This window comes from Limibacterium fermenti, assembly GCF_041902845.1.
GTDB lineage: Bacteria > Bacteroidota > Bacteroidia > Bacteroidales > Dysgonomonadaceae > Limibacterium > Limibacterium fermenti.
Genome location: NZ_CP159486.1, coordinates 2,906,540 through 2,932,187, shown reverse-complemented (window position 1 = coordinate 2,932,187; position 25,648 = coordinate 2,906,540). Strand labels below are relative to the sequence as shown.

Below are 25,648 nucleotides of genomic sequence, written 5' to 3'. Positions count from 1 at the left end.
GAAATGAAAACGAAAAAGCAGAATGAATCCGTTGAGAAAGAAACGAATAAGGTGTCTGAACCGCAAGCGGCTTACGAGACAGATATGAATGCCCTTAAGTTGGCAGGCATCCATGCATTGATCAGCATCGACAATCCGAGCATCCTTCAAAAGGCCGTCAAGACGTTGGTAAAAACCGCCGGGCAATCCGCCCCGAAACCCGCCGTTGACGAGGAAGAAGAAACCATCGGCAAAGAAGAGATCCTGTCCGCCATCCGCGAAGGGCTTTTAGAGATGAAGGAGCGCCAACGCACAGGGAGAAAAGGAGAAACTTTACAAGAATTGATCGATGAGTTATAGTATTATTATCAATCCTCCTTTTAAAAAAGAGGTCAAACGACTCGGTAAAAAATATCCTTCTTTAAAAAAAGATCTTCAGATATTGCAGGAGGAATTGTTCAAGAATCCCGAGGCGGGAGTCAGTCTCGGCAACGGCATCCGCAAAGTGCGTATGGCTGTCGGCAGCAAAGGGCGCGGCAAGAGCCACGGCGCGCGAGTGATCACCGTGACGGTTATCGTGAATCCGGAAGAACGTGAAATCAACTTGCTTTATATTTACGACAAGAGCGAGCGGGATACCATTACGGCAAATGAAATAAAGGCATTGATAGAGGAAGTCGGGCTATAAATAATCTGACTTGCGCCAAAGATGGGTACGGGTCTCCGGTCTCTGTGTCAAGAGCAAATCGCTCATCGTTCATCGTTCATCGTTCATCGTTCATCGTTCATCGTTCATCGCTCATCGTTCATCGCTCATCGTTCATCGCTCATTTCAGTACCTCCGGTCGCGCATGGTTTGCGCAGAGGCGGACGATGAAGAACCGCTTCCGGTTTTCCGGCTTTGTCTCTTGGAAGACCGTTGCTTCGCTTGTTGTGCGGAGGCATAGGGTTCCTCTTTCCATAGACCCTTTTCAAACTCGAGGAGTTGCTGTTCGATTTTCGCCCGTTCACGTGCCACCTCTTCGGGCGTGGAAGTGTATTGCGAAATCGCCAGGTTACGAGGATTGGCCGCTTTATAGATTTCCCCGTCATAGTCGTGCTTGCGGAAGAAATCGTCCACCGTGCCGCTCATCGTATTGTTGAGGCTCGAGGTCATCAGAGGCATTTGCAAGGCATAGAGAGCGATTTCGGCATAAGGAATCCAGAAGAGCGGGTAACGCACCGTCTGCGCATCATAATCGCCCTGGCGGAAGATGACCGGACAGATCGCGATCGGCACGCGGTGGAAGTTCGACGTCCCCGTCTCGAAATAATAGGCTTCCTTTAGATAATATCCCTGTACTTCGTTGGCGGGAATGTCCACATCACTCACCACGGGGCGCCCGTTTTCTACCGTATGATAGATATCGAAGCGGTCGAGGAATTCGTTAAAATCGACCGTATATTGATCGGTGAACAGTTCTTTGCCGTCGAGATATTCATACGCCTTGATCTGTCCGTCCTGCAGAAGGCGGAAAATCATCGAGAAGAGATTCATGCGCCCGTCCTCGGGTGTAAGCGGATAATAAAGAGGGGCGTTGGCTTCCTTCGACAAGTCGAGATAACGGTAGATGATGCGCGACCATTTTGCGCGGTCGAGGATGTCTTCTTGCCCTCTGTTCAGTTGCCGAGCCCGGATGCCCGATGCGGCGGTTGCACGGTTGGGTTGTGCGGTTTGGTTGCTGCGGCGGTTCAGGATATCCTGCGCCGTTTCCTGCGCCCAACTATTACATACCGAAACCATTGCGAAGGCGACGGCGCTTAGGATGAATAAAATACGTTTTTTTTTCATTATCTGTTCTTTTATCTTCTTACCTTTGTATGTTTACAAAATAATTAAAATCGATATGTCGACATATAAAATCACTATTGACGAACATAGTCCCGAGGGAAAGAGTTATTAGCTCTACTCCGTTCATCCTGCGCCGTAATCATTGAAGAAGAAAATCATCGTCCGTCAATGAGCCCGCTGAACTGTATACGATATCGGCCACCAAGAAAGATATTCCCCAACAATGCCTTCCCCTCAACGAATCTGCCCGGTGGTCATTCAAACATCTCGGCGAATTATATGATACGGAATTTCACAATAAATACACCTTGTGAATCCCGTTAGAGGTTATATTCTTCGGTCTATTTTTTGAGTCGCTCTTTCCATGATTCCGGGTTACTTCTTCCGTGGAAAACACCAAATATTTTCACTGTTTGTCCATCTAATAAGAAATGAATCTAATAAGGAAAACTTCTTAAATTGTATATCCTTATTTGCCTGTATTTAATAGCGAAATGTTGCGGATGCAGAGAAATATAATCTATACCTCCTTTCAACTGTTGTTTAAATCGATTCTCAAGGTCATTTGAAGACAAACCCCTATAATAAAGGATAGCCTGCACAATATCCTCATAGGCTTCCTCTGATATTAATAAACGGTGTTTCATTAAATGCGGTCGAGTTTTGCTTGCGTTTCCTCCCAAGTCTGAAACACCATTTTGCCTTCATTATATTTTTGCAATCTTTTGTCCAATTCGCCTTTTTGTGCATCGGTCAATTCGTCTTCTGATTCATCTTCGTGATAACTCACAGCCAAGGCTTCCATCATGCGCAAGAGATGATTGTCTGCCGAATCGACATACTGTAATACTCTTTTTCTTAAATCTACTGAGATATTCATAATCTTTTTATTTTATCCGTGTAAAGATACTATTTATTATAAAAAGTACGAGGAGTTTATTCTCTTTTCATATATCTTACAACCAATTTCATCCCTTCATCCCATCAGCATCTCAGCGCATCAATAATCATCTTACTCTCACTTCGATGACGGCTATTTCGCGTTCCGTGGCGTCGGGACCGGAAGCCATCACGCCCGAGATATAGAAATAATTACCGCGCGCAAGACGGCGCATCTGTTCTTTCTGCCGCGCCGAAAAGCGGCTGCCGTCCGATACTTCGGGAATGGCGTTGCCCATCGAGTCGAAGAACACCGTACGGAAACTCTTCACCCGAAACGGGATGTTGAGGATGCCGTCGTCAATCGCCGCCTTAATGCCGTCCGCATTCATCAATACCGCTTTCGATAAAGCGCCGCCCTTGAACATCGCCGGATTGCCGTTGCCATCCGTATATTCGATGTAGGGCGTCGGGTCGGGCAGGGCGCGTACGCGAAACTCTTTCGATATGAGCGTGCGCGATTGCGAGCCGGTGCGTGCGGCAATGGATACCGTGGCGTTTTGCCCGACGGCCGACGGGCGCGCCACCCAGAGCGATCCCCGCCGCGCGAGGGTGCCGTTGGTCATGGTGGCGGTCACATCCTGCGGGGCGAACCCCGGCACGGAGATGCTTATTTCGTTGTCGATGCCGGCATACAATACGTTCATCAACACGGGGGCGATGGTGGCCATCGGCTCGATGACGGTATAACGGCTTTGGAACGTGCGGCGCAACACCGATCCGTCGGCGTTGGGCAGTTCGATGTATCCTTCCACCGGGAAGGTCCCGACGCTGCCGGCGGATGCGCTGAAGACGCCCTTTTGCGAGGCGTCGAGTGTCCGTCCGTTCACCCTGATGGCGGGATATTTGGTAGAGTCTTCCGCCGAGAGGACGATGCGCGCGTTGTACGTGCCGCCCTGAATGACCACGTCCGACTCGGGGATCACATAAGCGTTCACCCGGTTGACGCGGAAGTCTCCCACGTCGACACTGCTCAACAGGTTGTCGAGCGCTTCGCCTTCGGCCGAGCGGATGTCGTTTTGCAGTTTCGAAAGCAGCGTCACGGCCGCCGAGACGGGCATATGTTCGAATAGCGAAGCCTCCCAACTTTTGCCGCCCTTTGCGCCGGTGTCCAGGTTGTTTTCGATGAGCCGTTTCCGGCCGTTGTCGGGCAGAAATGCCGCGATGCGGGTGCGATAAGCGTCGACGGCCTCGCGCAGGATGCGTCCTTGCCCGTCGATGGGCGAGAGCATGACGACCGAAGCGGCTTCCACGTCATCGCGTTTTTTGATATGCGTCACATCGCCTTTTTTACCATCCGCTTTTTGCACCATGCGTACCTTTAGGCTTTCGATGTAAGTCGAGAGCGAGTCGCTCATGGCGCGTACCTGCCGCCCCTTGCCGTACCATTCGCCCGCCTTGTCGGGGTTGCGGTCGTTGTAAGCGCCCAGCTCGTCGAGGATTAGCGTATTGCGTTCGGAAAGGTTGGCGGTCGATGCACGGAGGCCGTCTTCCACCTTGTCGAAGCCGTTCAACACATCCGCCGACACATTGAGCGCAAGCATCGCGATGAAAACCAGATACATCAGGTTGATCATCTTTTGGCGGGGAGAATTCGGACTATTTGCTGCCATTTTCTAATTATGCATTCGGGCGGGGAGTGTTTCCCGTATTTCCCATATTGACGGTCATCGCTTCGATAAGGCGAGCATAGACCTGATTGAGTTCTTTGAGTTGTGCGGTCATCTTTTCGGTTTCCTGACGGAAGACGGCGCTGTCGGGCACGCTGTCGTCATAGAGATGCTTGATGCGGTTGAGGCCGCTATTGATGTGTTCGATCGTATCGATTTGCCCGCTGATGCTCTTGAGTTGAATTTCATAAATCGTGTTCAAGCCCGCGATGTTGCGGTTGAGCGCTTCCATCTGCTGTGAATAGTCCGCCGCGTAACGCTCGAATTCGGGCGAGGGGGCAGGCGCGACGGGGTGACCGGGGGACGGGGAGACCGGGTGACCGGGAGACTGGGTGACGGGGGGATGGGGAGATGGGGAGACTGGGGAGACTGGGGAGACTGGGAGAGCGGGGGACTGGGAGATGGGGAGACCGGGGGACTGGGAGACCGAGTGACTGGGAGATGGGGAGACTGGGAGACCGGGAGATACTGTTCCTGCGTCCCCAAGTCTCGTTGTCTCGTTGTCTCCAAGTCTCCTTGTCGCTGAGTCTCCTTGTCCCTCTGTCTCCTTGTCCCTCTGTCTCCCAGTCTCCAAGTCTCCAAGTCTCTTTGTCTCCAAGTCTCCTTGTCGCTGAGTCTCCCTGTCCCCGTTGGTTGCCAGCGCCGGAAACACATGATCCCATTCATAGTCTCGGAGAGGCGTATCGAAGGCCGAGAGGATAAAGACCCCGCATTCGGTGATCATCCCGATGAACAACATTTCGTTGCCGAAGGGGAAAGCGAGCAGTTTGAACATGGCGCCGAGGATGACGATGGCGGCGCCGAAACTGTAAGCGTAGTTGATGAAACGGCGTCCCCGTTCGGTGTTGAGAAAACGCTCGAGTCTGTTTTTGAATTTATTGTCTGTATGCATGACGTGACTGATCTGCTTGGTTGGTTTATCGTTTTGAATTGGAAAAATTGATCTGCGTTCGTACGCAGCGGAAGCCGATGTAAGACCGCCCCCGGTTTTGATGCTCCTCGTCGCGCATGTCGGAGCGGATAAAGGTCGATGCGTCCTTCCACGAACCGCCTTTCACCACTTTTCTTTTCAGGGTGTAAGGATCATCCGGCGCGGCATCATAACGGTATTCGGGGTTGAGGTCGCTCATGCGCTCGTTGCCCGATTCGGTGTAGGAGGTGGACGTCCATTCGGCTACATTGCCCGCCATGTCGAAGAGTCCGAAGTTGTTCGGGTTGAAGCTGCGCACTTTTGCGGGAATCAGGTGATTGTCGGCGGCATAGGCTCCTTCGCCCGGCTTGAAGTTGGCGTTGTAGCAGCCATTCTCGGCCGTCACCGCATCCGAATCCCAAGGATATTTGTTGTTCGAGTTGGCGTTGCGCGCAGCCATTTCCCATTCCGCCTCGGTGGGAAGGCGGTATTTTTCGATAGCAACCTCCTTTCGGTTGATGCTCCGCTGAAGGAACATCGTGCGCCATTCGCAGAAAGCGGTGGCCTGTTCCCACGACACGCCCACCACGGGATAATGTGCGAAGCCCGGATGCGCGAAATAGTTGCGCATATAATATTCGTTGTTGGCGTCGGGGAAATCGTTGACCCAGCACGTGGTGTCGGGATAGATATTGACGATGCGCGTGTGGACGAAGTCGTACAGGCTGTTCAACGGGCGGGTAATGGTTTCGTTGACGATGCGTCCGCCGGCATCGATATAAGCGGTATCCTTCGAGATGAGAATCACTTCGGCGGGATCGGCCGGGCGGTCGGTGTTGAGGCTCCGTTCGGCGGCATTGAGGCGATAGGAACGTTTGGCGGCTTCGGCTGCGTCGAACCATTCATAGCGGAAGTTCATCTGCCGGGCGTCGAGCATCTTTTGTCCGGTGACGGGATGGGTGGTATATACGCTGTTGATGGCGGCCTCCTCTTCTTCCGTGTTGCGCGTCCAGGGGATAGGGATTTTCCAGTCGAGATGCGGGGTGACGGGATCGCCGTATTCATCCTCCGTGATCTTATAGATATCATCGCCGCCGTACGCCGGGTCGGCGAGCCGTTCGCGGATGATGGAGTCGCGCACCCAATAGACGAATTGCTTGTACTGCGAGTTGGTGATTTCGGTTTCGTCCATCCAGAAGTTGTCGACCGAAACCCCTTTGGCGGGGATCGTAAAGCCCCAGAGCGAATCGACATCGGCGGGGCCCATGCGATAGGCGCCGCGCGTGACCAGCGTCATGTTGTAAGGCGTAGGCTCGTCCCATACCTTGCCGGCGGGAATGCCGGTCAGTTCGCCTCCCGTAGTGCTGACGATACCCCGCCTGCCGCACGAGAAAAGCGCTGCGGCCAATACGATCGGAATAATTATCTTTCTCATATATCTTTTTTAATTAGCGAATTAGCGAATTAGCGAATTAGCGAATTAGCATATTAGCATATTAGCATATTAGCAAATTAGCGAATTATAATATCCGGATGCTTTTTTGCGCCGGCCGCTGTTCCTTCGCGTTGACGTCGAAGCGGTAGCGGATGCCGATTTCGTGAGAGCCTTGGCTTTCACGCCCGATGCCGGCGGTATGCCATTCGTAAGCGTAGCCCATTTCAATATCCTTTATCACAGCTCCGGCGAAGAACGCGTATCCGTTGCGGGACCGCCACGAAGCGCCCGCCGAGAACTTTTTCTTATACACGGCGCGCAGGGTTGCCTGTACCTGCGTTTCGTCCAAGCCGGCAAGAACCCACACCATCGGTTGTAATTCGTATAACGGATTCGGCAGGATTATATTGTATCCGGCCATCAAATTAAATGTACGGGGAATCACCGCGCGCGCCGAATCGCCTGTAACGCCGGCTGACGACAGTGAGTCGGGCGAAGCGTAAAATGCCGGGCGGTTGAGATGCATCACCGACAATCCCGCGAAGAAGCGCCTGCCCGTATAGGAAATGCCGGCATGCAGGTCGAAGATTTTTTCCGCTGCCGTATTCGCCTCCAAGGCCGGTTTGCCGTTTCCGGCGATCGTGTCCGCCAGGAGGCGAATGCTTCCCGCATCGTACTTCAAGTCGTATACGCCCGCGCGCACGCCGATATTCCATTCGCCGGCGCTCGTCTTGTGTGTATAGGCGTATTGCACGGCCAACATCGCGTTGCGCAGGTCTCCTAAATTTTCGGTTGCCGATACCATGCCGACACCGTGCTTTCGGTTGAGGAACGAAAGCGGCATATCGGCTGTTACGATGATCTTCTTCGGTGCATTTTCTATTCCGCTCCATTCATAGCGATAAAAGGCGGAAGCTCTGCCTTTCGCCGTTTCGCCCGCGAATGCCGGATTGTAATAGGTCTTTGCCGCCCAGTATTGCGAGAGCGGCGCATCCCATTGGGCTATAGCCGCGGCGGCGTGCAGCAGAATGAAGGCAGTTATGAATAGCGGTTTGAATCTTTGCATCATTTTTTCTATAGCGAGGGTTTCGCTCCGGGCGATGCCCTCGCTTTCTATATAGTAACTGACAAACGGCCGAAAAATTGTCTTTCCGTCTACAAAATTGCCCGGTTGGTCTCATTTTAAAGGATCATAGTATCAATCTTTATACTTTTAGGCCATGAATAATCAACAAAGAATGAAATGATGAAGAGAAAGAGTCTTTTTTTATTGCTTGCAATTTTGTTTCTATCGCTGACTCTTGCGGCGCAAAACGAACCGCTGACGCAAACTATCCGTGGGACGGTGACCGACCGTGCTTCGGGGGTGCCTCTAGGCTATGTCACTGTCCAATTGGTCGATTTATCGTCAATAGGGGGCGTGACCGGTGATGATGGTCAGTTCGAATTGACAAAAGTTCCGTTGGGACGACATACCGTCAAGGCTTCTCTGACCGGGTATGACCCGACGGAGTTACATGAGATATTGGTTACCTCGGCGAAAGAAACCGTGCTCTCCTTTTCGATGAACGAAAATATTCGTCAGTTGGAGGAAGTGGTTGTCCGCCCGAGTGTCAACAAGGAACAACCGATGAATAAGATGGCGTTGAGCGGAGGGCGGATGTTGAGCGTAGAAGAAGCCGCCCGTTACGCCGGAGGTATGGATGACCCTGCCCGGTTGGTGAGCTCTTTCGCCGGCGTAGCAGCCGGGATGACCACCAACGGCATTTCCATTCACGGCAATGCGCCGCATTTATTGCAATGGCGGCTGGAAGATGTGGAAGTTCCCAATCCGAATCATTTTTCCGATATATCGGTATTGGGAGGTGGCATTTTATCTTCACTCAGCAGTCATGTGTTAGGTAATTCCGACTTTTTCACGGGCGCTTTTCCCTCCGAATATGGCAATGCCCTTTCGGGTGTCTTCGATATGAAACTCCGCAACGGAAACAACCGGCAATACGAACATACGTTCCAACTGGGAATATTGGGCATCGACTTTGCTTCGGAAGGCCCCATCAGCCGCAAACACCACTCGTCATATATCGTTAATTACCGCTATTCCACCACGGGGTTGATGGGTAAGATCTTTCCTCAAATTAGTGTCGGCGGAACACTCGATTATCAGGATCTAAACTTCAAACTGAATTTTCCTACCTCCAAAGCCGGAGTATTTTCCCTGTGGGGAACGGCGTTGAAGGATAAAGTGAAGCCGATTCTGGAAGATGTAGATGATTGGAAATATGCGGATGACGGTATCTTGTCGTCGGCCAATCAAAAAACGATGGCGGCGGGAGCCGGATACCGGTATTTCTTCGGCTCGAATACGCTGTGGAAGACGACATTTGCATATACCTATTCGCACCTCAAGACCTATGCTGACATATATGACCGGAAGCTCGACCCCGTGCCTTACCGGGATGCCTTTATGCGCTATGGTAATGTTATTCTCACCTCATCGCTCAATCATAAGTTCGCCTCGTGGCATACCCATCAGACAGGACTGACTGTTTCCCGTTTGAGATACGATATGCGTGTTGATGCGTCGCCGGATTATAATGCCCAAATGGTTAATGTGGCGGAAGCAAACGGAAACACGTATTTGGCATCGGCCTATACCAATTCGTCGGTTATGCTGTCGAATCGTTTTACGGTCACCCTCGGCCTCAATGCGCAGGTGCTTACGCTTAACCGGCATTGGACGATTGAGCCGCGCATGGGGGCTAAGTGGCAAGCTTCCCGAAAATCCTCTTTTGCCTTTGGTTATGGTTTGCATAGCCAAATGGAACGGTTGAATGCCTATTTTGTGAAAGGCGAAAACGACGGCTTGCCCAATAAAAACCTCGATTTCACCAAAGCACATCATTTTACCTTCGCCTATAATTATAAACTGTCGGAGAACAAGAACCTGCGTATCGAACCGTATTTCCAATATCTGTATGATGTGCCCGTCATTGCCGACAGTTCGTATTCCGTTCTGAACCGGAGCGCTTTTTATGTGGACAATGTGTTAGTAAACGAAGGTAATGGCCGCAACTACGGTATTGATATCACGTTTGAAAAATATTTAAGTCGTGGATTGTATTACATGATTACCGGCTCGGTGTTTGATTCGAAATACCGTGGCGGCAACGGTGTGTGGCACGATACGAAATTTAATCGCCGCTATATTGTGAATGGATTGATTGGCAAAGAATGGATTTTCGGGCGTAAGCGGCAACATATTCTTGGGGCTAACATCCGGCTGACGGTGCAGGGCGGCCACCGTTATACGCCGGTGGATGAAGAGGCGTCGCTCCGTGATCCCGGCAAGACCATGCATTACGACGAATCGAGAGCGTACTCCGAACAGTTTGCACCATTGTTCATAGCCCATTATACGTTTAGTTATAAATTGAATATGGAAAGAACGGCACATGAGTTTGCGGTGAAAGGAATTAATCTGACGCAAAGCAAGGAGTATTACGGTCACGAATATAATCTGAAAACCCTTCAAATAGAACCGAAGATGCGTGCGACATCGTTGGTCAATATCAGTTATAAGATAGAATTTTAAGATGAGAGGATAAAGGGATTGACCCGCAATCCTCGAATAATTTACAGGATAGTAGAAAGATTATATGGGAAAAATACTGTACTTTTGGAGGAACGGCAGGGCGGACACAACCGATGGAATGGTGGCTCAAGCTTGTGATAACGCAAAAAAAGAGAATAAAAGATTGTAATGAATACGGAAATTGCTTCAATATCTTTTGTGTATCGTTTCCTGTTCGGTAAGCCGTTCAGGGTGGGGCGTCATGCATTGTTGGCATTCGCGTTGGCTATTATCGCGTTAGGGAGACAGGTGCATTGTTATCAACTCTATCCCGGTATTTCCTTGCCGCTGTGGATCTTTTTTGTGGTGAGTATATTCGCGGTTTATTTGGCGGTGGCCTATCTCAACTTATATTATCTGTTGCCGCACTATCTGTTCAAGGGAAAGTATTCGAAATATATTTTCCTGCTTTCGGGGGTGGTTTTTATCTTTGTCTTTTTGCAGACTACACAGGAACTCGCTCTCTATCTCGGCTTATCCCCCACATACTATTTAAGTCATTTGAAGCCGGGTAGTATCGGAGATTTCTTCTCTTTTTTTCTGACAAATATGATTTGCCTATTCGGGCTTTCGGCCACCGCGCTGTTACGACAATGGAACAATGAGCGCGAGGAGGTGGCGCAATTGGAAAAACAGAAAGTCCAAACCGAAATACGGACATTTAAGGAACAACTTAATCCTGCATTTATTTCGGCCGTCCTTAGGCTGACTTCCGACCTGGTGCAGAACGATTCCAGCAAGGTTTCAGTAATACTCTTTCAGCTCAGTCAATTGTTAAGGTATCAACTATATGATTGCCGAAGGGAGAAAGTATTGTTGCAAGCCGAAGTGAATTTTATATCCGATTATTTGAAATTGGAACGTATCTGTTCCTGTCGGTTTGATTATTCCGTACAGGTGGAGGAAAGCATGCAGCCGATGTGGATTCCCCCTTTGTTGTTCATGCCTTTTGTCCGGTATGCCGTAGAGCATATCCATATAGGAGAGAATCCGTTTATACATCTATCTTTCGAGCATTCAGGCGATGGCCTGCAGTTTACCTGCCGGTTGGAGAACGCGTATTTCAGCACCGACACTTCCGCTTTGCAACCGGTGAGGCAACGTATCGAATTGCTCTATCCCGAGGTCTACTGCTTGAATTACGACACAGATTCCATCACTCTTAAACTGGAAAATAATGATTGACACTCATGAGTTTAGAATAAGCGATTTCCTCTTGAATCCACGAAACCGGCTTCTTCGGCATGTGTTGTTGCAAGGAATGATTCTTCTGATTAGTTTCAGTAGTTTGATTGACGGATTCGGAGATGTCAATTTCTCTTCCGGGCGGTTTTACGGATGGATAGGGTATTATTTTATCATCAATTTGTTGGTGTATATCAATATATATTGGCTGGCACCCCGGTTTCTCATAAAAAATAAGATGGTGAGATATCTCCTTTCGGTCATAGTCTTAATTGCTGTCATTCTTTTAATCGCCGTCGTGATACAATCGCTGTTTGAGGATTCTGAAGGGCCGGTAAGAGGACACGATATATCGGCGATTTTGCTCACATTGTTTTCGTCGGTCTTTTCCATTGGCCTGTTGATTGCTGGGAGTTCGGCTGCTTTGTTCTTCCGCTATTGGTTACGTTACGGGCATCGGAGAAATGAGTTGCAAACCGCCGCGTTGCAGTCGGAATTGCAATATCTGAAAAGCCAAATCAATCCGCATTTCCTTTTCAATATGTTGAACAACGCAAATATTATGGCGGAAGAAAATCCCAGCTTGTCTTCCCATATCCTTTCCCGCCTTGACGACCTTTTGCGTTATCAATTTGAAGACAGTGGCCGCGACCATGTGCTGTTGGCCTCCGATATCGCCTTTCTGACGGATTTTCTGGAGCTGGAAAAAACACGGCGTGATCATTTTGACTATACCGTCGAGCAAAAAAGCCTACCCGAAGAAGTCCGTATTCCTCCTTTGCTCTTTATCCCTTTTGTGGAAAATGCCGTAAAACATAATACAGATGGGATGGAAGCCTATGTGCACCTTTCGTTCGATTGGATTGAAGGCGGTCTGCATTTTGTTTGTGAAAATTCCAAGCGGATTTGTTCTGTGGCTCATGAGAGTAGTGGCTTGGGATTGGCCAATATACAACGCCGCCTCGAATTGTTGTTTCCTCAACGTTACATCTTGACGATTAAAGATAGAGTGACGGTGTATACGGTGAATTTACAGATTAAACTCGATGAAAATGAAGTGTATTATTGTTGACGATGAGCCCATTGCCCGCATCGGAATAAAAAAGAGCCTTATTGGGATTCCTCAATTGGAATTGACTGGCGAGTTCAACAGCGCCGAATCGGCTTCACTGTTTATGGAAAACCATGCGGTGGATTTAGTCTTTCTGGATATTCAAATGTCGGGTGTCAACGGCTTGGAGTTTGCCCGCAGCATTCCCCGTCAGACTCTGGTCATCTTTACTACCGCTTTTTCCGAATATGCCGTCGACAGTTACGAAGTGGATGCGGTGGATTATCTTGTAAAACCTATTGATGGAACACGCTTTCGTAAAGCTGTGGATAAAGCCATCGGCTACCATCAACTGCTGATGGCCGAGGAACAGCGGACTGCGGTGGAAAATACTGGAGAACACCACATTTTTATCCGGTCTGAACGGCGTTTTTTTAAAGTACGGTTTGACGAAATCCTGTTCATCGAAGGATTGAAGGACTATGTCGTTATTCAGTTGCAAAACAGGCGGCTGATCACCCGATTGAACATCAAGGGTATTCATGAGTTGTTACCTCAACGTGTATTTTTGCGCGTTAACCGTTCGTCTATTGTGAATAAGGAGCATATCGACTCGTTCGATAACAACGATGTCTTTATCGAGGATTATGAAATTGCCATCGGAGAGTCATACCGCGAACTGTTTTTTACCGATTTGATGAAAAAGGAATAGGTGAAGTAATGTCATTTTATCAGGGGCCTGCGGGTTAAGTCCGCAACGACATCTCGGCTCTATTGTTCTTTGTCTCGGTCCTTTATTTCTACGAAGTCGACATCTTCCGCTTCGCCTGACTTCGACAATGCGACACCCTAACCGATTTTCCAGAAATCAGGGTCGAACAATCGGGCGATAGACTTGTGCCGAGCTGTCAGCAGCATGGTTTTGGTAAGCGTTTCGCCACTGAGTGGCAACCTGATTTTCAAGGTAGTAATTGTTTTGGAAATATTCAAAACTTTATCCACACTCAAGCCTATATTGTTGTTTTTCAATATTCGTTCCAATTCCTTATAAACCTTGTATGCCACGAAACAGAGGCAAACATGCGCCTCTATCCGTTCATGGGTAAAGTGAAACATTGGTCGTAACTCAATTTTGCCCTTAGTTACCCTAAACGCGTTTTCAACCTGCCACAGCCCGCTGTATTGCTCGTAAACTTCTTTTGCAGGCAGGTCTGTGTTGGTGATGTAACCTTTCAAACCGTCCCATTTCTCGTCTTCGATGATTTTCTCTTGATTGATTGAAACTTTTACATTATCAGATATTTCCAAAAACTTGTTATAACCGCGCTTGTTGATGTTTTCTTTGGTAAGCTGTCCGCTTTTACAGGCTGATTTCAAGCGTTTTATTCCCTTTTCGCGGTTATATTTATCTTTCTTTGCCCGTTTGTCGGTATAACCCACAACCAAGCGTGATTGGGCCAACTTGACAAGTTCATGAAATAGTCCGTCCTGCTTTTTCAACGATAAAATCCATTGCTTGATTTCTTCGTTTTCATTCTTTATCCTTGCCCCGATAATGTATTTGTAGCCGCCTGATTCTAAAAGAGAGATATTGCTTTTATTCATCAATCCCGAATCGGCTACAACCACAAAATCTTCCAAATCGAAGCGTTTCACAAAATCTTCTACGATTGGAATCATTGTTCGTCCTTCGTATTGAGAACCATTGAAAATCGAGTAACTCAACGGATAGCCGCCTTTACTGACCAACAAACCTAAAACAATCTGCGGTTGGGCGTGTTTACCGTCTTTGGAAAAGCCCCTTTCCCGCAAGTCGTCGCTCTCATCCGTTTCAAAATAGAGCGTGGTTACGTCGTAAAACACAAGCCCAATGGCACCTCCTAAAATCTTTTTAGTGTGCGCTACACTGATTCTTTGCACCTTATCCTGCTGTGTGTTGTATAATTTGTCAAGATACCTGTAAATCTTGTGCAATTCAATATCTTCGTCAAAATAAGACTGAAGATAATCAACCGTACCTGCCTTACTTGAAGGCTGACACAGTCGTGCTATAACCAAATGCTTCAATATCTCATCATCTATGGAGTCAAAACCAATAAGTTTGAAAACCTGATTCAGTATCAGTTGAGTTCCATTAAGCAAGATGTTTTCAATATTACTCAAAAGATGTTCGGTAACTTGTTTTTCCTCTTCTTTTCGTTGCGCTTCCCGGAACATATCACGCACGCCAACTTGCTTGGAAATCCATTTTTTGCCCGATTGATAAAACATCTCAATTTCTTTTTCATCAGAACTGGTACCGATTGTTTTCAAATAACGGATTTTGCCGGTGCTTTTATCAACGATAACAACACTGGTACTGCCCGACCTGTTTCGTTTTTTGCGTACATACATACCGCAAAATTAGGACTTTTCTTGCTTGCGACACCCATTTTGGTGTCGCAAAATACGCAAATATATAAATATGAGATGGTTATAAAAAGAGAGTTTTAAAAGTGTCGAAGTCAGGAAACAGGCGGCTGATCACCCGGTTGAACATCAAGGGTATTCATGAGTTGTTACCTCAACGTGTATTTTTGCGCGTTAACCGTTCGTCTATTGTGAATAAGGAGCATATCGACTCGTTCGATAACAACGATGTCTTTATCGAGGATTATGAAATTGCCATCGGAGAGTCATACCGCGAACTGTTTTTTACCGATTTGATGAAAAAGGAATAGGTGAAGTAATGTCATTTTATCAGGGGCCTGCGGGTTAAGTCCGCAACGACATCTCGGCTCTATTGTTCTTTGTCTCGGTCCTTTATTTCTACGAAGTCGACATCTTCCGCTTCGGTGGTTTCGAAACTTTTCTTCTGATAAGAGATGATGCGCTCTTCCTGCGTTTCGGGTTCGGAGGGCGACGGGCGGCTCTGTTGGCGCGTGCCCGGAGGCGTACTCTTTTTGCCGGCAATATGGGAAACCCATGCGAAAAAAGCCCTGAAAAGAAAGGAGATGACAATAAAGAATAAGATAATTTTAAGTATAAATCCCATATCGTTGTTTTAAGTTTTCAGTTATCCGAGAGTAAAGATACAATGAATAATAGAATGCAGATCAATGCTTTTGATTATTTAACGATTCTCCGCCCTGTATGATTGCGTCATCAGGGAGATGGCGATATAGGCCAGCATGCCCCAAGCGATGCCTATAATGCCCCAAAGGGCGACAAAGGCGATTGTCAAGACAATGAGCAATACCTGCCGCTCATTGCCTTTCAAGCGCAGCTTTTTCACTTTCAGGGAGAACATGGGTATTTCGGCGACCATCAAGAGCGAGAGCACCAAGATAAAGCCGATAGTGGAATAGAACAGCGACGGATGCAGGTAGGCCAGGGGTTGTACGCCGAAGCAATAGCTTATCCAAAACAGTCCGTTGGCGGGAGTAGGGAGGCCTATAAAGCCGGTTGTTTGCCGTTCGTCGATGTTGAATTTAGCCAGCCTCAAGGCCGAAAACACCGGAATAAGGAAAGCCGCGTAAGGAATGATCGTTTCCAGCGGTGCGACGAAAGCCGGGTAAAGCGTAAAGTCGCGCAGTAATACGAATACCGCACTTGCCGGCGCCAGTCCGAAGCTGATGACATCGGCCAGCGAGTCGAGTTCTTTGCCTATCGCCGAGGGCGCGTGCAGCAAGCGTGCGGCAAAGCCGTCGAAGAAATCGAATACCGCCGCCACGATCACCCAGATCACCACCGCTTTAAAGTCCCCTTGAAAAGCCATCACCGTAGCGATGCATCCCGAAAACAAGTTGCTCAAGGTAAGTATGTTCGGAAGATGTTTCATTTTTGTTTGTTTTTAGTCACTGGTCTCCAGTCACTGGTCTCCGGTCTCCAGTCACAAGTCTCCAGTCATCGGTCACCGGCATTGTGCATTATCCATTGTTAATTGTCCATTGTGCATTGTTTAGTCGTGCCAGGTACGTTTTGTTCGCCCGCACCTGATCGCCAATCTTGACCAGCACTTCGCTATCCTCGGGGATGAAGACATCCATGCGCGAGCCGAATTTGATGAACCCTAACGGTTCGCCGCTTATGACTTCTTGTCCCTCGTGAAGATACGTGACAATCCTTCGGGCGAAAGCGCCCGCAATCTGACGCGTGAGGATCGGCGGTCCTTGCGGCGGGACGATCACAATGTTCGAGTGCTCGTTCTCGCAACTCGACTTGGGAAGGTATGCCAGATGATAATTGCCCGCTCGGTGAGACACGTGCGTTACCTTTCCCGTGACGGGCACCCAATTGGAATGGGCGTTGAAAAAGGTCATATATACGGAAATCTGTATGCAATGGGTTTGCAGAAAATCTTTCTCGAACACCCGTTCGATAGCCACCACCTTGCCGTCGTTGGGCGAATTGATATATCCCTCCCTGCGTGGCGGCGCCGGTTTGTGCGGCTCCTTGTAGAACGAGATGAGCGTATAGGCCCCGAACAATGACAGGCACAGGACTATGACCGGCACAACAAGGGACGAGAGGAAATAAAATAACCCGGCATTCAGCAAGGCCATGCCTGCCAATCCCCCTATTACCTGTTTCCTTCCTTCGCGATGAATTCTCATGTATAATCAATTATGATGTATGATGTATGATGTATGATGGATGAGCAGTTCCTCCTTCCTCCCTCATACTTCATACTTTTTTTCAACTTCTTTCCGGTATCGTTCGGGGATATATTCCTCCCACACATCTTTGTTGAGATAGGGAACGATTGCCGGTACTACCGCTTCCACACGATTAAAAAAGAACGACTCTTCCTTGGTCTTGCTTTTGATAACATTCTCTTGTGTATCGAGCATCAAGACCAGGTTTAAGAAAATGCTCAGTACGACCATCGTGCTGGCGACGGCGAGCACGCTACCCAACATCCGGTTGATGGAACTCAGATGGATGACTTCGATAAACCTTTCGATCAGCCTGCCGATCAGTGAAATGACGATAGCGATACCGATAAAGGCGAACACGTACGAGAGCACATGCGCGACATTGGGCGCCACGTCGATCAGCCGCGTCACTTCCGGCAGGAGCATCTTCGCCGCTTTCCCTCCGAAAACAGCCGACAAGATGACGGTCGCCAATACGATCGCCTGGTTGATCAATCCCTTGCGGTAACCGTTAATCAAGGCAATCAGTAAAAATACGCCGGTGGTAAAATCGAGCCAATTCATCGGTTAGATTCCATTAGTGCTTTTTGTGCGTGAATGTCTTCCTGTAAAAACAGGGAGGCCGAGCGCCGGAACTTTTCAGGCGATTCGGTGGTATAATAATCGACCGTCGCATTTTTAGTGCAGCGGACTTCCATTTCGGGATGGCGGCGCAGGTAATCTTTCAGGCTCTCCGCGATGTACTTTCCTTGCGACATCAGTTGTATTCCTTGGGGCGTGAAGCGCCGTATTTTATCCCATAAGAGCGGATAATGCGTACAGCCTAAAATGATCGTGTCGATCTGCGGATCTTTTTCCAGCAACCGTTCGATATATTGTTGTACGAAATAGTCCGCCCCGGGTTTGTCGTATTCCCGGTTTTCCACCAACGGCACCCACATGGGGCAAGCTTCGCCGGTAACGGTCAGTTGCGGATGCAACTTGCGGATTTCCATTATATACGATTCCGATTGTATGGTTCCTTCCGTGCCCAACACGCCGACGTGTCCGTTATGCGTGAGTTGCGCCACCGATTCAGCCGTCGGCCGGATCACTCCCAGCACACGGCGTTGTGCATCGATATGGGGGAGGTCGATCTGTTGAATGGTTCGCAGCGCTTTCGCTGAAGCTGTGTTGCAGGCTAGAATGACCAACGGGCATCCTTGTGCGAAGAACCACTGTACCGCTTCGAGCGTAAATTGGTATACCAAGTCGAATGAGCGACCGCCGTAAGGCGCCCGTGCGTTGTCTCCCAAATAGACGTAATCGTATTGCGGCAATAAGGCCTTTATTTCCGAGAGCACGGTCAGGCCGCCGTATCCCGAATCGAAAACGCCTATTGCGCCGTTTACCGGTAGTGATTGTTTTTTTTCTGTCATATTATCCTAAGAAACCATGAGCCACGAGTTCGCATACCGGGCTTACAGCCCTTATCGCGCAACCTTATCCGCCGAAGGCGTATCGGGCGAAGCCCCAATCGCGAAGCACTATCTCTTCTCCTTGTCCCTCGCTCTCCCCGTCTCCTTGTCTTCTTACCGGATACCCAGCTTCTGCCTTACATAAGGATTGGCATTGACAGCCGACGGAGCTAAAAAAGCAATGCCCGGATTCGCCAGGTCGTAGATCACCGTGAAGTTTTGTTCGATTCCGACGATGCGGATGGCATCGGTTATCTTTTGCTTCAGCGGCTGCAACAGCACTTTTTCCTGTTCTTCGATATCGCGTTGAGCCAATTGCATGAACTCCTGCATATGCTTTTCCAGTTCAGTAAGTTCCTGCATTCTGCGCAACTTGATGTTCTCCGCCAGGTTACTCTGATAGGTGATATAGTCCGAATACTTTTTGTTGTAATCGTTTTGTATCACTTCCAATTCCTTTTTATAGCTTTCGCTTAAGGCCGTCAGTTGTTGGGTGGCTTGCTCCTTTTCGGGTAATGCGTTCAGGAGTTCGGTCGTATTAACATAGGCAACCGTGACAGGCGTTACCTGTGAAAAAGCGGCCACACTCAGCGAAAAAATAAATACACAAAGGCTAAAGATCATTTTTCTTGTCATAACCGTTTTGTTTTATAATCTTAAATCTCGAATCTTAAATTTTGAATCCCCGTAACCCGAGTTGGCGATTGTAATTATCCTTCCGTGTGTTCTGGCCGCATCTGTTACGTGTGGTAACAGATGCGACCGACATCAAGGTAGGATGATATAAAATTACAATGTCAACTGGTTACAAACTAATATCAAAACGTTTTACAACGTTTTTTTCACTTCTATTTCTTCGTACGCCTCCACCACATCGCCGACTTTGATATCGTTGAAGTTGTGGATGGTGATACCGCATTCGTATCCCGAAGATACTTCCTTTATATCTTCTTTGAAACGTTTCAGCGATTCGAATTCGCCGGTAAAGATAACGATTCCGTCGCGAATAAGCCGTACTTTGTTCGAACGTTTTATCTTTCCGTCCCTTACCATACAACCGGCAACCGTACCCACCTTCGATATTTTGAAGACTTCGAGCACTTCGGCATTCCCGGTAATCTCTTCTTTGATTTCCGGCGAAAGCATTCCTTCCATAGCCGCCGTTACCTGTTCGATTGCATCGTAAATGATGGAATACAGACGGATGTCGACGCCTTCTTTCTCCGCCTCTTTGCGCGCATTGAGCGACGGACGCACCTGGAACCCGATGATGATGGCGTCCGATGCGGCGGCCAGCGAAATATCCGACTCGGATATCTGTCCGACGGCTTTATGGATGACATTGACTTCGATTTGCGGGGTTGAAAGCCGGATGAGCGAATCCGACAGCGCTTCCACGGAGCCGTCTACGTCTCCCTTCACAATGATGTTCAATTGTTGGAAGTTGCCGATGGCGATGCGGCGGCCGATGTCGTCGAGCGTAAGCATCTTTTGCGTGCGGATGGACTGTTCGCGCTGCAACTGTTCGCGGCGCGTGGCAATGCTGCGGGCTTCTTGCTCCGACTCCAGGACATTGAATTTGTCGCCGGCTTGCGGGGCGCCGTTCAGTCCCAATACAAGGGCCGGCGCCGAAGGACCCGCCTCTTCGATGCGTTGGTTTCGTTCGTTGAACATTGCCTTGACGCGGCCGAAGTAAGCTCCCGCCAGCAGGATGTCTCCTTGGCGGAGAGTGCCGTTTTCGACCAGCACCGTGGCGACGTATCCGCGTCCCTTGTCGAGCGACGACTCAATGATGGAGCCTTTGGCTGCCCGGTCGGGATTGGCGTGTAGCTCCAACAAGTCGGCTTCGAGCAATACCTTTTCGAGCAGATCTTCCACGCCGATGCCCTGCTTGGCGGAGATATCCTGCGACTGGTATTTACCGCCCCATTCCTCCACCAGATAGTTCATTTCGGCAAGCCGCTCTTTTATTTTGTCGGGATTGGCTCCCGGTTTATCGATTTTATTGATGGCAAACACGATGGGTACTCCGGCGGCGGCCGCATGGTTGATCGCTTCCACCGTTTGAGGCATCACGTTGTCGTCGGCCGCGACAATAATGATTGCCACGTCCGTAACCTTCGCTCCGCGCGCCCGCATCGCCGTAAAGGCTTCGTGGCCGGGAGTATCGAGGAACGTAATCCTGCGTCCGTCTTTCAACTGTACGTTGTATGCGCCGATATGCTGGGTGATACCGCCCGCTTCGCCTGCGATGACGTTCGTTTTGCGGATATTGTCGAGCAGCGAGGTCTTACCGTGGTCTACGTGTCCCATTACCGTAACGATGGGCGGCCTGGGTTTCAAGTCTTCCGCATCATCCTCTTCTTCATCGAGCACGTCGATGACGTCGGCGCTGACATATTTCGTTTTAAACCCGAATTCCTCCGCTACAATATTAATCGTTTCCGCGTCGAGGCGTTGGTTAATAGCCACCATCACTCCGAGACTCATACAAGTGGAGATAATATCCGTCACCGGAACGTTCATCAGGTTGGCTAAGTCGTTTGCCGTCACGAATTCGGTCAATTGCAGGATGAGGCTTTCTTTCTCGCGCTGGTTTTTCTCCAACTCATGTTTCTGAGCCATGGATTCGCGCTTTTCCCGGCGGTATTTTGCGCCGCCTTTTCCTCCTTTTTTCTCTGTCAGGCGGGCTAATGTTTCTTTTATTTGCTTTTGCACATCATCGTCGCTAATCTCGGCCCTTACCGGTTTTTTCAGTAAAAACTTCCGTTCGCCGCCGCGTTGCGATGCGTCGAGGTTGCCGGGCTTTTCAATATTGACTTTACCCGTGCGGATACGTTTCCGCTTTTTCTTTTTAGCGTCCGCGCCGTCGCCTTCATCGGCCCCCTTCTTTTTATTTTCATCGATGGCCTCTTTCTTGAGCAGTTTCACTTTTTCGTCTCTCAACTTCTTATTGTCGAGTTCTTTTTGCTCGCGTTCGAGTCGTTCTTTTTTGCGCTGCGCTTTCGATTTGCGGGGAGGGCGCGTTTTATCGTTTATGGAATTCAGATCGATTGTCCCTTTTACGACAATCTTCGCTTCAGGCTTGTTCTGATGGATCCGGAAGATTTCCTCCGGCTCTTTTTGTTCCGTCTTCTCTTGGGAAGGTTGTTCCACCTCGGTAAGTTCTATTTCTTGTTTATGATTATCCTCTTGTTGTGGCTCTTCCTTTTCTTCGGGCGCCGGAGTCGCTTCTTTTTCCACGGGAGAATCTTCGGCCTTTTCCGGTTCGGCGGCAGGCGTTTCATCGGGCGAGGGGAGCTCTTCGGCTTTTTCCTCTTTCTTTTCCTCCTTTTTTTCCTCTGCCGGCGGAACGATGGTTTCCTTTACAGGCTCGGGTTCGGGAGTTTGCGGTATTTCCGGTTTTTCCGTTATTTTTTCGGGCGCCGGTATTATTTCTTCGGGAGTCGGTTGTTCGTTTTGTATCGTTTCGGTTTTTTCGTCCCTTTCCGGTTCTTGCGCATCAACTTGGGCGGCGGTCGGTTCAACGGAGTGCTCCGCCGGTGTTTCGGCCGGTTTTTTTTCTTCCTTTTCTTTCTCCTCTTCCACTTCGGGTTCGGGTTGAGATTGAGGCGCGTCTTCTACGTCCGATTTTTTCTTGTTTAAATTATCCAAATCGATATTGCCGATGACATTCAAGTGCGGCTTCATTTCATTGGGTATTTCAGTCTTTATCGTTTCTTTTTCCGTTTTCTTTTTCAGGGCCGGTTCGGGTAGCTCATACCCTTCTATGGCTACCGTTTCGCGGTTATCTTCTTTTCGATGGAGTTTTTCACGTGTTTCGGTCGCTTCCGTGCGGATCTTTTTGTCTTTGCCGAATTCTGCAATCAGCATATCATAGTGGTCATCCTCGATTTTTACATTCGGGTTGGCTTCTATTTCAACACCTTTTTTGTGCAGAAATTCAACCAGGCTGTTGATTCCTACATTCAAATTTTTAGATACTTTTATTAGTCTTATAGGCATATATATCTGTTATTCTTTTCTCTATATATGGTTTTATGTAGCGTTGTTACTCTCTGTTTATTCTACGCGAAGACCTCATTCTTTCACCTCTTCGGTGTCCGTATCGGCATCTTCCTGTACATCCTCTTCCGAATTTTCTTCGGTGGCGGGTTCTATATCGTGTCCGTTGTCGGATTCTTCATCCTGTTCGTCTTCCCCTTCAAATTCAAAGCGCAAGATAGCCAATACTTCGTCAACAGTGCTTTCTTCCAAATCCGCTTCCTTTATCAACCGTTCGCGGTCCATAGCCAACACGTTTTTCGCGGTGGAGCATCCGATGCGTTTCAGTTGGTCGATAACCCACCCGTCGATTTCATCTCGGAATTCATCCAAATAGATATCTTCTTCGTCGACTCCTTCGATGTCACGGAATACTTCAATGGTATATCCGGTGAGCATGGAGGCCAACTTGATGTTCGCCCCGCCTTTACCGATCGCCAACGATACTTCTTCGGGATTGAGGAATACCTCGGCGCGATGTTCCTCTTCTTTCAACGTGATGGAGTTGATTTTTGCCGGACTCAGTGCCCGTTGTATGTAAAGCGATGTATTGTTGGTGTAGTTGATCACATCGATGTTTTCGTTTCGCAACTCGCGTACGATGCCGTGGATACGGAACCCCTTCATGCCCACACAGGCGCCTACGGGGTCGATGCGGTCGTCATAAGCTTCTACCGCCACCTTGGCTCTTTCACCCGGGATGCGGACGATCCCTTTTATGGTGATCAGTCCGTCGGCAATTTCCGGAATCTCCATTTCGAACAACCGTTCGAGAAATACCGGAGAGGTGCGGGACAGGATGATCTTCGGGTTATTGTTTTTATTCTCCACCCGTGCCACTACCGCGCGCGCCGTTTCTCCTTTCCTGAAAAAGTCGCTTGGAATCTGTTCCGTCTTGGGCAGCAAGAGTTCGTTATGCTCATCGTCGAGCAAAAGCAATTCTTTTTTCCATATCTGGTACACTTCACCCGATACGATTTGGCCCACCCGTTCTTTATATTTATTGTACAGGTTGTCTTTTTCGAGTTCCAGAATCTTTGAGGCCAGTGTCTGACGTAGATTCAGGATGGTGCGTCGTCCGAAATGATCCAGCGACAATTCGTCGGTCACCTCTTCGCCCACCTCGAAGTCCTCATCGATCTTTTGAGCCTCCGAGAGGGTAATCTCCAGATTGGGATCTTTCAACTGATCATCTTCTACGATCTGCCGGTTACGCCATATTTCGAGGTCTCCCTTATCGGGATTGATGATAATGTCGTAATTCTCATCCGTACCGTTGGCCTTGGCGATCACGCTGCGGAACGATTCTTCCAGCACGCTGATCATGGTCGCCTTATCGATATTTTTTAATTCGTTGAATTCAGAGAATGTATCTATTAGGCTAATGGTTTCCTTCTTTTTGCCCATATATCTTTATTTGAATTGTATTAAGTATTTTGTCTGTTTTATTTCTTCGTATACGAAACGGAGATCCTCCTCGATCTCTATCTTGCGCTTTGCTCCTTCGGGCTTCACTCTCCGTTTGACGGTTAGCGTGAAGCCTTCGCTATCCGACGAAGAAAGTATTCCCGATAATTTTCGCCCGTCTTTGGTCAGGACTTCCACTTCTTTTCCTTCGTATTTTTTATATTGACGTAAAGACTTGAAAGGCGAGGTCAAGCCGAAGGAGGTGACGATCAATTCGAAGTCTTCTTCATCCCGATTGAATTGCGATTCGAGATAACGGCTCAATTCAACACACTCTTCGATATGGACTCCGTTGTCATTATCGATTTCTACCGTTACTTTGTTGCCGGCTGCAATGATTACATCTACCAAATAGCTGGAGCTCTCTTTCAGAAACTCTTCGACGTGATAGGTAAAAGCCGCTTTTTCGATCATATTCGCTATAACTAATAAAAAAGGAAGCCGTTTTTCCTGCTTCCCTTTTCGTTTAACGGTGCAAAGATATTATTTTCAAACGTATTCACAAAATTTTTATCTCTTTTTTCGTTTATCCGGTCACCAGTCTCCAGTCACCAGTCATTAGTCATTAGTCATTAGTCATTAGCCATTAGTCATTAGCCATTAGTCATTAGTCATTAGTCATTAGTCATTAGTCCCCAATCACTAACCTCCAACCTCCCATCGACGGAGGCCTATCGTGAGCGTAGCGAACATTATCGGGCGAAACTCGTATCGGCTCCGCTCAGCCTATATCGCGCAGCATCATTTAAACCAACTCGAATACATCAGGTAGTTGGAAGCGATTTTTTGATTCATCTCTTTCGATTGTTCGGGATCGACCTTCTTCACAAACTTGGCCGGAACGCCCGCATAGATACTGCCGGGTTCGACCTTCGTGCCCGAAAGTATAACGGCTCCTGCGGCTATGATGGATCCTTCGCCGATGACGGCATGGTCGAGCACGATTGCTCCCATGCCTATAAGGGCGCCGTTCTCGACCGTTGCTCCGTGGATGATGGCGTTGTGTCCTACCGTCACATCGTCGCCCAGAATCGAAACGGACTTCTGATAAAGCGTGTGGATAACGGCTCCGTCCTGCACATTCACCCGGTCGCCCAAGCGGATAGAGTTGACATCCCCGCGCAGCACGGCGTTGAACCAGATGCTGCAATTCTTTCCCATAATCACGTCGCCGACAACCGTTGCGTTATCGGCCAAAAACGTGTCTTCTCCTATTTCGGGGGTAAACCCCCTGACTGATTTAATAAGTGCCATAATTATTATTGTTAAGAGGATAGTGATTGGAGATTGGAGATTGGAAATAAGAGTTCCCGTCTTCCTCGTCTTCGGTCATCGGTCTTCAGTCTCCGGTCTCCAGTCACCAGTCACCAGTCATTAGTCATTAGTCATTAGTCATTAGTCTCCAATCA

Annotated in this window: 24 protein-coding genes; 7 read left to right on the top strand and 17 right to left on the bottom strand. The window is 48.7% G+C overall.

Features of this window, described 5'->3' with window-relative positions:
• The first annotated feature begins 3 nt into the window (after positions 1-3).
• Positions 4-339, top strand: coding sequence for a hypothetical protein (locus ABNK31_RS12725; RefSeq protein ID WP_418892879.1), 336 nt, complete (start codon positions 4-6; stop codon positions 337-339).
• The gene (locus ABNK31_RS12720; protein ID WP_418892878.1) at positions 329-667 is read left to right on the top strand and encodes an addiction module toxin RelE; all 339 of its coding nucleotides are present in this window, start codon (positions 329-331) and stop codon (positions 665-667) included. The genes ABNK31_RS12725 and ABNK31_RS12720 overlap by 11 nt, the downstream gene beginning before the upstream one ends.
• A 144-nt stretch (positions 668-811) precedes the next feature.
• Here the strand turns inward: ABNK31_RS12720 and gldN are convergent, their stop codons facing one another.
• From gldN to ABNK31_RS12690, 6 genes are all read right to left on the bottom strand, one after another.
• A complete protein-coding gene (gene gldN, locus ABNK31_RS12715) occupies positions 812-1,810 on the bottom strand; it encodes a gliding motility protein GldN (protein ID WP_418892877.1) in 999 nt (332 codons plus the stop codon).
• 646 nt (positions 1,811-2,456) lie between these two features.
• Positions 2,457-2,690 (bottom strand): addiction module protein, encoded by a 234-nt coding sequence (locus tag ABNK31_RS12710; protein WP_418892876.1) that lies wholly within the window; start codon positions 2,688-2,690, stop codon positions 2,457-2,459.
• A 127-nt stretch (positions 2,691-2,817) separates the two neighbouring features.
• Positions 2,818-4,362, bottom strand: a complete 1,545-nt coding sequence (gene gldM / locus ABNK31_RS12705) for a gliding motility protein GldM (protein WP_418892875.1) — start codon at positions 4,360-4,362, stop codon at positions 2,818-2,820.
• Positions 4,363-4,369: 7 nt separating this feature from the next.
• Positions 4,370-5,194, bottom strand: a complete 825-nt coding sequence (gene gldL, locus ABNK31_RS12700) for a gliding motility protein GldL (protein WP_418895407.1) — start codon at positions 5,192-5,194, stop codon at positions 4,370-4,372.
• 142 nt (positions 5,195-5,336) lie between these two features.
• Positions 5,337-6,764 carry an SUMF1/EgtB/PvdO family nonheme iron enzyme gene (locus tag ABNK31_RS12695; RefSeq protein WP_418892874.1) on the bottom strand — a complete coding sequence of 476 codons (1,428 nt, stop codon included), beginning with the start codon at positions 6,762-6,764 and terminating at the stop codon, positions 5,337-5,339.
• 85 nt (positions 6,765-6,849) lie between these two features.
• The gene (locus ABNK31_RS12690) at positions 6,850-7,833 is read right to left on the bottom strand and encodes a PorP/SprF family type IX secretion system membrane protein (protein ID WP_418892873.1); all 984 of its coding nucleotides are present in this window, start codon (positions 7,831-7,833) and stop codon (positions 6,850-6,852) included.
• A gap of 174 nt (positions 7,834-8,007) precedes the next feature.
• Between ABNK31_RS12690 and ABNK31_RS12685 the strand changes: the two genes are divergently transcribed.
• The 4 genes from ABNK31_RS12685 to ABNK31_RS12670 all read left to right on the top strand — a co-directional run bounded on the left by ABNK31_RS12685 (position 8,008) and on the right by ABNK31_RS12670 (position 13,346).
• Entirely contained in the window at positions 8,008-10,359 is a 2,352-nt protein-coding gene (locus ABNK31_RS12685; RefSeq protein WP_418892872.1) for a TonB-dependent receptor, read from the top strand.
• Positions 10,360-10,527: 168 nt separating this feature from the next.
• Positions 10,528-11,583: a sensor histidine kinase gene (locus tag ABNK31_RS12680; protein ID WP_418892871.1), complete on the top strand. Its 1,056-nt coding sequence runs from the start codon at positions 10,528-10,530 to the stop codon at positions 11,581-11,583.
• Positions 11,576-12,655 (top strand): sensor histidine kinase, encoded by a 1,080-nt coding sequence (locus ABNK31_RS12675; protein WP_418892870.1) that lies wholly within the window; start codon positions 11,576-11,578, stop codon positions 12,653-12,655. Before ABNK31_RS12680 ends, ABNK31_RS12675 begins: the two co-directional genes overlap by 8 nt.
• Positions 12,636-13,346, top strand: a complete 711-nt coding sequence (locus tag ABNK31_RS12670) for a LytR/AlgR family response regulator transcription factor (RefSeq protein WP_418892869.1) — start codon at positions 12,636-12,638, stop codon at positions 13,344-13,346. The genes ABNK31_RS12675 and ABNK31_RS12670 overlap by 20 nt, the downstream gene beginning before the upstream one ends.
• A gap of 137 nt (positions 13,347-13,483) precedes the next feature.
• Here ABNK31_RS12670 and ABNK31_RS12665 read toward each other — a convergent pair whose 3' ends face one another.
• Positions 13,484-15,028, bottom strand: coding sequence for an IS1634 family transposase (locus ABNK31_RS12665; RefSeq protein ID WP_418892868.1), 1,545 nt, complete (start codon positions 15,026-15,028; stop codon positions 13,484-13,486).
• A 101-nt stretch (positions 15,029-15,129) separates the two neighbouring features.
• Between ABNK31_RS12665 and ABNK31_RS12660 the strand changes: the two genes are divergently transcribed.
• A complete protein-coding gene (locus ABNK31_RS12660) occupies positions 15,130-15,354 on the top strand; it encodes a LytTR family transcriptional regulator DNA-binding domain-containing protein (protein WP_418892867.1) in 225 nt (74 codons plus the stop codon).
• Between the two features lie 59 nt (positions 15,355-15,413).
• On the opposite strand, the gene ABNK31_RS12655 is transcribed toward ABNK31_RS12660, so the two are convergent.
• From ABNK31_RS12655 to ABNK31_RS12610, 10 genes are all read right to left on the bottom strand, one after another.
• The gene (locus tag ABNK31_RS12655) at positions 15,414-15,668 is read right to left on the bottom strand and encodes a hypothetical protein (protein WP_418892866.1); all 255 of its coding nucleotides are present in this window, start codon (positions 15,666-15,668) and stop codon (positions 15,414-15,416) included.
• 78 nt (positions 15,669-15,746) lie between these two features.
• Positions 15,747-16,454 carry a CDP-diacylglycerol--serine O-phosphatidyltransferase gene (pssA, locus tag ABNK31_RS12650; RefSeq protein ID WP_418892865.1) on the bottom strand — a complete coding sequence of 236 codons (708 nt, stop codon included), beginning with the start codon at positions 16,452-16,454 and terminating at the stop codon, positions 15,747-15,749.
• 88 nt (positions 16,455-16,542) lie between these two features.
• Positions 16,543-17,229: a phosphatidylserine decarboxylase gene (locus ABNK31_RS12645; protein ID WP_418892864.1), complete on the bottom strand. Its 687-nt coding sequence runs from the start codon at positions 17,227-17,229 to the stop codon at positions 16,543-16,545.
• Positions 17,230-17,292: 63 nt separating this feature from the next.
• Positions 17,293-17,835, bottom strand: coding sequence for a CvpA family protein (locus ABNK31_RS12640; protein ID WP_418892863.1), 543 nt, complete (start codon positions 17,833-17,835; stop codon positions 17,293-17,295).
• The gene (murI, locus tag ABNK31_RS12635; protein WP_418892862.1) at positions 17,832-18,689 is read right to left on the bottom strand and encodes a glutamate racemase; all 858 of its coding nucleotides are present in this window, start codon (positions 18,687-18,689) and stop codon (positions 17,832-17,834) included. Before murI ends, ABNK31_RS12640 begins: the two co-directional genes overlap by 4 nt.
• 153 nt (positions 18,690-18,842) lie before the next feature.
• Entirely contained in the window at positions 18,843-19,364 is a 522-nt protein-coding gene (locus tag ABNK31_RS12630) for an OmpH family outer membrane protein (protein WP_418892861.1), read from the bottom strand.
• A gap of 192 nt (positions 19,365-19,556) precedes the next feature.
• A complete protein-coding gene (gene infB, locus ABNK31_RS12625) occupies positions 19,557-22,733 on the bottom strand; it encodes a translation initiation factor IF-2 (protein WP_418892860.1) in 3,177 nt (1,058 codons plus the stop codon).
• A gap of 75 nt (positions 22,734-22,808) precedes the next feature.
• Complete coding sequence (gene nusA, locus ABNK31_RS12620) at positions 22,809-24,179, bottom strand: transcription termination factor NusA (protein ID WP_418892859.1); 1,371 nt, start codon at positions 24,177-24,179, stop codon at positions 22,809-22,811.
• A 6-nt stretch (positions 24,180-24,185) separates the two neighbouring features.
• Positions 24,186-24,653, bottom strand: a complete 468-nt coding sequence (rimP, locus tag ABNK31_RS12615) for a ribosome assembly cofactor RimP (RefSeq protein WP_418892858.1) — start codon at positions 24,651-24,653, stop codon at positions 24,186-24,188.
• A gap of 327 nt (positions 24,654-24,980) precedes the next feature.
• Positions 24,981-25,493, bottom strand: coding sequence for a gamma carbonic anhydrase family protein (locus tag ABNK31_RS12610; protein ID WP_418892857.1), 513 nt, complete (start codon positions 25,491-25,493; stop codon positions 24,981-24,983).
• Positions 25,494-25,648 lie beyond the last annotated feature (155 nt).

Bases quoted from the DNA above. Each gene is read 5' to 3' on its own strand.
- ABNK31_RS12675 (WP_418892870.1), top strand. From the start codon at position 11,576: ATGATTGACACTCATGAGTTTAGAATAAGCGATTTCCTCTTGAATCCA.
- rimP (WP_418892858.1), bottom strand. From the start codon at position 24,653: ATGATCGAAAAAGCGGCTTTTACCTATCACGTCGAAGAGTTTCTGAAA.
- gldM (WP_418892875.1), bottom strand. From the start codon at position 4,362: ATGGCAGCAAATAGTCCGAATTCTCCCCGCCAAAAGATGATCAACCTG.
- ABNK31_RS12695 (WP_418892874.1), bottom strand. From the start codon at position 6,764: ATGAGAAAGATAATTATTCCGATCGTATTGGCCGCAGCGCTTTTCTCG.
- ABNK31_RS12610 (WP_418892857.1), bottom strand. From the start codon at position 25,493: ATGGCACTTATTAAATCAGTCAGGGGGTTTACCCCCGAAATAGGAGAA.
- ABNK31_RS12725 (WP_418892879.1), top strand. From the start codon at position 4: ATGAAAACGAAAAAGCAGAATGAATCCGTTGAGAAAGAAACGAATAAG.
- ABNK31_RS12710 (WP_418892876.1), bottom strand. From the start codon at position 2,690: ATGAATATCTCAGTAGATTTAAGAAAAAGAGTATTACAGTATGTCGAT.
- gldN (WP_418892877.1), bottom strand. From the start codon at position 1,810: ATGAAAAAAAAACGTATTTTATTCATCCTAAGCGCCGTCGCCTTCGCA.
- nusA (WP_418892859.1), bottom strand. From the start codon at position 24,179: ATGGGCAAAAAGAAGGAAACCATTAGCCTAATAGATACATTCTCTGAA.
- ABNK31_RS12665 (WP_418892868.1), bottom strand. From the start codon at position 15,028: ATGTATGTACGCAAAAAACGAAACAGGTCGGGCAGTACCAGTGTTGTT.
- gldL (WP_418895407.1), bottom strand. From the start codon at position 5,194: ATGTTCAAACTGCTCGCTTTCCCCTTCGGCAACGAAATGTTGTTCATC.
- ABNK31_RS12690 (WP_418892873.1), bottom strand. From the start codon at position 7,833: ATGATGCAAAGATTCAAACCGCTATTCATAACTGCCTTCATTCTGCTG.
- ABNK31_RS12685 (WP_418892872.1), top strand. From the start codon at position 8,008: ATGATGAAGAGAAAGAGTCTTTTTTTATTGCTTGCAATTTTGTTTCTA.
- ABNK31_RS12680 (WP_418892871.1), top strand. From the start codon at position 10,528: ATGAATACGGAAATTGCTTCAATATCTTTTGTGTATCGTTTCCTGTTC.
- ABNK31_RS12655 (WP_418892866.1), bottom strand. From the start codon at position 15,668: ATGGGATTTATACTTAAAATTATCTTATTCTTTATTGTCATCTCCTTT.
- infB (WP_418892860.1), bottom strand. From the start codon at position 22,733: ATGCCTATAAGACTAATAAAAGTATCTAAAAATTTGAATGTAGGAATC.
- ABNK31_RS12645 (WP_418892864.1), bottom strand. From the start codon at position 17,229: ATGAGAATTCATCGCGAAGGAAGGAAACAGGTAATAGGGGGATTGGCA.
- murI (WP_418892862.1), bottom strand. From the start codon at position 18,689: ATGACAGAAAAAAAACAATCACTACCGGTAAACGGCGCAATAGGCGTT.
- pssA (WP_418892865.1), bottom strand. From the start codon at position 16,454: ATGAAACATCTTCCGAACATACTTACCTTGAGCAACTTGTTTTCGGGA.
- ABNK31_RS12640 (WP_418892863.1), bottom strand. From the start codon at position 17,835: ATGAATTGGCTCGATTTTACCACCGGCGTATTTTTACTGATTGCCTTG.
- ABNK31_RS12670 (WP_418892869.1), top strand. From the start codon at position 12,636: ATGAAGTGTATTATTGTTGACGATGAGCCCATTGCCCGCATCGGAATA.
- ABNK31_RS12630 (WP_418892861.1), bottom strand. From the start codon at position 19,364: ATGACAAGAAAAATGATCTTTAGCCTTTGTGTATTTATTTTTTCGCTG.
- ABNK31_RS12720 (WP_418892878.1), top strand. From the start codon at position 329: ATGAGTTATAGTATTATTATCAATCCTCCTTTTAAAAAAGAGGTCAAA.